At 66.8% G+C, this 4,002-nt stretch carries 5 protein-coding genes and 1 pseudogene; 2 read left to right on the plus strand and 4 right to left on the minus strand.

The window, feature by feature from the left end:
* A partial coding sequence (gene rplJ / locus VGI62_RS07680; protein WP_331503817.1) for a 50S ribosomal protein L10 occupies positions 1–512 on the minus strand: 512 nt, incomplete at its 3' end.
* Positions 513–867: 355 nt separating this feature from the next.
* On the opposite strand from rplJ, the gene VGI62_RS07685 reads away from it, so the two are divergent.
* Positions 868–1,245 carry a hypothetical protein gene (locus tag VGI62_RS07685; protein ID WP_331503818.1) on the plus strand — a complete coding sequence of 126 codons (378 nt, stop codon included), beginning with the start codon at positions 868–870 and terminating at the stop codon, positions 1,243–1,245.
* 62 nt (positions 1,246–1,307) lie between these two features.
* On the opposite strand, the gene VGI62_RS07690 is transcribed toward VGI62_RS07685, so the two are convergent.
* A complete protein-coding gene (locus VGI62_RS07690; protein WP_331503819.1) occupies positions 1,308–1,814 on the minus strand; it encodes a GNAT family N-acetyltransferase in 507 nt (168 codons plus the stop codon).
* A gap of 110 nt (positions 1,815–1,924) precedes the next feature.
* Here VGI62_RS07690 and VGI62_RS07695 point away from each other — a divergent pair, with 110 nt between their 5' ends.
* A complete protein-coding gene (locus VGI62_RS07695; protein ID WP_331503820.1) occupies positions 1,925–3,157 on the plus strand; it encodes an acyl-CoA dehydrogenase family protein in 1,233 nt (410 codons plus the stop codon).
* Between the two features lie 65 nt (positions 3,158–3,222).
* On the opposite strand, the gene rplA is transcribed toward VGI62_RS07695, so the two are convergent.
* Together rplA and rplK are read right to left on the minus strand one after the other, a co-directional pair.
* On the minus strand, positions 3,223–3,909 hold the full coding sequence (gene rplA, locus VGI62_RS07700) for a 50S ribosomal protein L1 (RefSeq protein WP_331503821.1): 687 nt from the start codon (positions 3,907–3,909) through the stop codon (positions 3,223–3,225).
* 3 nt (positions 3,910–3,912) lie between these two features.
* Positions 3,913–4,002 (minus strand): annotated as a pseudogene (gene rplK, locus VGI62_RS07705) (50S ribosomal protein L11); the annotation flags it as partial.

Here is a 4,002-nt window from a genome sequence, read left to right on the forward strand (position 1 = left end):
GCGGCGTCCTTGGCGGCATAGGCCCCCATGACGCGCGCCAGCTGACCCGCAGGCGCCTGCAGCACGCCCGCCACCTTGGTGGCCGGCGAGACGATGAGGCCCACGATCTTGGCGCGGAGCTGGTCGAGGGACGGCAGCCGCGCGAGCGCGGCGATCGAGGCCTTGTCCAGCACCTCTCGACCCATGAGGCCGCCGACAACGGTGAACTTCTCGTTGTCCTTGGCGTACTGGGTCGCGACCTTGGCGGCGGAAACAGGGTCCGGCGCGAAGGCGATGGCGACCGGGCCCTTGAAGAGGGCGTCGCCCGCTTCGCCGACCGACCCGCCGAGGGCCTTCTGAACCAGGGTGTTCTTCACCACCTTCAGCTGGGCGCCTTCCTGACGAAGACGGCCCCGCAGATCGGTCATTTCCGCAACGGTCAGACCCAGGTAGTGGGTCACGACCACGGCGCCGGCGCCGTCGAACACGCCCTTGAGCGTCTCGATGGCTTCCTGCTTTTGAGCGCGGTCCATTGCGGTCTCCAACTTTAGGTTTGGCGCACGCGGGTGCGAGCGCCCGTACTCAAACCTGTCCGATAGGAAAGCCGCAGCCTCGCGCTCATCGCAGGGGCGATGCGCGGAAACCTCATCTTCCCGTCTCCCTGCGGCCAAGGACGGGCTCGTCCTTGCGTTCCGGTCCAGGGTGGCCCCCTGGACTACACAGTTCTTGGACAGGATGGGGCGCGGATGGTTTCGAGCCCCGTCCTTCGCAACCCACCAGGAGCTGCGAAACTCTAAGAGCGGGGGCCTTTACAGGATGGCGCGCGGAAACTCAACTGCCCCAGCGGTAAGGCGGCCCAAGAGCCGTTGCCGAAAAAGGGGCTGACCCATGCGGTTCCTCGTCATGGCCGTGCTGGCTGTTTCGCTGCTAGCACCAGGCCTTGCGCCTGGGCAGGAGGCCCTCGATGCCGCGCCCATGACCTGGCGCGGCGTCCAGCTCGGCCCTGAGCAGGTGTTCGAGGGCGACTTCACAACCAACTACAACTCCAGCATCTTCACTCCGGATGGCGCCCCCACGGCCGAGGCGATGTGGCTTGCAGGCTGGAAGGAACGCCCCGGGGACAATGGCGACCTGCCGCTGCGCTATCATATCCGGTTCGTCGGACGCCGCACGGTGGAGCCCGGGCGTTACGGGAGCCTCGGCGCCTATAAGCACACCGTCCTGATCACCCGGCTGATCGCCGAGCGGCTGCTGATCCTCCACTAGACGCACCGGTTGCGAAGTCCGCTCGCGGGCCCTCTACCCTCGAACGTCGGTCTCGACGGCCGCTAGCTGCGGAAACGCAGGATGAGTCCGTTCCAGCGCTCGTCGTCCTGATCGCGCTCCTCAACGTTATTCCCTGCGATGCTCGCCGCGACGCGGCGCCAGAAGTACTGGGCCCCGATGTTGCGGCGCGCGACCGCAAGCTCCCACTGTCCAGGACGGGCGCGAATGATGGCGAGCGCCGCGGCCTCGCCTATTCGGCTGCGCCGATGTTTGCGGGCCACGAAGAACTCGGCGATCTGAAAGTCCAGTGGCAGGCCGGAGTGCGAGAAGTCGTTGACCAGGGCGAAGCCCGCCAGCCGGCCATCGGCTCTGATCAGCATCGCCTCGTGTTTCGGCTGGGTCCAATAGTTGTCCAGAAGGCTGTATTCCTGGAGCCGCCCGTCCTCGTCGAGCTCGCCCTCGGGGCGATCGAACCACTGCTCTGAAAAGTCATGACAGTAGAGCTGGAAAAGGTTTGTGAGGGTTTGGCGCCGCTCGCGGCCGACCCGCTCTAGCTCTACGTTCGGCATACTCGCCCCTCGACGGCGCTCGATTTGCTAGCTTCGCCTCACCCATCGGCGGTGACTGCCGGGGCGTCAATGTATTTAGGCTAAGCGCCGGGGTGACAGGAGGCGCGTTGATGCAGGTTCGCTGGAGCCGGGAAGACCTGGCGTTTCGGGACGAAGTTCGCGCCTTCCTCGATGCCGAGCTGAGCACGGCGATGCGGCGCGACGCACGACGGATGACCAGCGTCTACGCTCCGCACGAGCTTAGCATGGCTTGGCAGGCGATCCTGCATCGCAGGGGCTGGGCCGCGCCGGCCTGGCCGGTGGAGCACGGGGGCTGCGGCTGGAGCGCTGCTCAGCGCTACATTTTCGCCAGTGAGCTTGCGACAGCCGACGCCCCGCCCCTCTCACCGATGGGCATCGGCATGTGCGGGCCGGTGCTGATCGGCCATGGGACGCAGGCCCAGAAGGCCGACTTCCTGCCGAAGATCCTCACCGGGGAGCACTTCTGGTGCCAGGGCTATTCCGAACCCGCCTCGGGTTCGGACCTTGCTTCGCTGCAGATGAGCGCTCGCGACGACGGCGACCACCTCATCTGCAACGGCCACAAGCTTTGGACCACCCACGCTAACGTGGCGAACTGGATCTTCTGCCTGGTGCGCACCAGCCACGAGGCGATCCGCCAGCAGGGCATCACCTTCCTCCTGATCGATATGCGGACTCCGGGGATCGAGGTTCGGCCCATCCTGATGCTGTCGGGCGAGCACATCCAGAACGACGTCTTCTTCACCGACGTGGCCGTGCCCAAGGCCAATGCCGTGGGGCGGATCGGCGAGGGTTGGACCGTCGCCAAGTACCTGATGGAGTTCGAGCGCGGCGGCGGCGTGGCGGCGCCGAGCCTGAAGGCTCGGCTTGGGCGCATACGCGCCATGGCGGCGGCCGAGCCGGACGACGCTGGCCGGCGGCTCGTCGACGACCGCGGCTTCATGGCTCGTCTGAGCGCACTCAGCATCGAGGTCGATGCCCTGGAGGCGGTCGAACTCCAGATCCTGGCGGGACTCGGTCAGGGCGACGCCCCCGGAGCCAAGTCCTCCATGATGAAGACCGTCGGCACCGAGATCAGCCAGCGGCTGACCGAACTGGCGCTGGAGGCCTGCGGCGCCTATGGCCAGGCCTATCAGCCGCACGCGACAGCGCCCGGCGGGCCGACGCCAAATTACCGGCCGCCTTGCGACCAGGGCTTCGTCGGCCCCGAGCACAGCCTGACTGTTGCGGCGAAATACCTGAACGATCGCGCCGGCTCGATCTACGCCGGGACCAACGAGATCCAGCGCAACATCATCGCCAAGGCGGTGCTTGGCCTCTAGCCGAACGAAAAGGGGAGCCCGCGTCGCCGCAGGCTCCCCCTCGGGTTTCGTTCCGGCGGGCCGCTTTACGCGCCGGCGGAGGCCGTATCCACCTTGAAGCCCGGCCCCATCGTCGAGGAGAGGCTGATCTTCTTGATGTAGACGCCCTTGGCGCCGGTCGGCTTGGCCTTGTTCAGAGCGTCGACGAGCGCCTTCACATTGGCCAGCAGTGCGTCCTCGGTGAAGGAGGTCTTGCCGATGCCGGCGTGAATGATGCCGGTCTTTTCTGTGCGGAACTCGATGGCGCCGCCCTTGGCGTCCTTCACGGCCTGCCCAACGTTGGGGGTGACCGTGCCGACCCGCGGGTTCGGCATCAGGCCGCGCGGACCCAGGACCTTACCCAGGCGACCCACGAGGGCCATCATGTCGGGCGTCGCGATGACCCGGTCGAAGTCCATGAAGCCGCCTTGGATGCGTTCCACCAGATCCTCGGCGCCGACAATGTCGGCCCCGGCCGCGGTTGCTTCGGCGGCCTTGGCGTCCTTGGCGATGACGGCGACGCGGACGTCGCGGCCGGTGCCGGACGGCAGCGAGACGACGCCGCGGACCTGCTGGTCGGCGTGGCGCGGGTCGACGCCCAGGTTGACGGCGATCTCGACACTCTCGTCGAACTTGGCCTTGGCGTTGGCCTTGACGAGTTTGACGGCTTCTTCAACCGGATGGGAGACCGTGCGGTCGCCGGTCCAGGCCTTGATGCGCTTGGAAGTAGCCATGTCCTAGCGCTCCACGATCTCAAGACCCATCGAACGGGCGGAGCCCTCGATGATCTTGGCGGCGGCCTCGACGTCGTTGGCGTTGAGGTCCTT

It is taken from the genome of Phenylobacterium sp. (assembly GCF_036495085.1).
Taxonomy (GTDB): domain Bacteria; phylum Pseudomonadota; class Alphaproteobacteria; order Caulobacterales; family Caulobacteraceae; genus Phenylobacterium.

Excerpts from the sequence above, each read along its gene's own strand:
- VGI62_RS07685 (WP_331503818.1), top strand. The coding sequence starts at position 868 with ATGCGGTTCCTCGTCATGGCCGTGCTGGCTGTTTCGCTGCTAGCACCA.
- VGI62_RS07690 (WP_331503819.1), bottom strand. The coding sequence starts at position 1,814 with ATGCCGAACGTAGAGCTAGAGCGGGTCGGCCGCGAGCGGCGCCAAACC.
- VGI62_RS07695 (WP_331503820.1), top strand. The coding sequence starts at position 1,925 with ATGCAGGTTCGCTGGAGCCGGGAAGACCTGGCGTTTCGGGACGAAGTT.
- rplA (WP_331503821.1), bottom strand. The coding sequence starts at position 3,909 with ATGGCTACTTCCAAGCGCATCAAGGCCTGGACCGGCGACCGCACGGTC.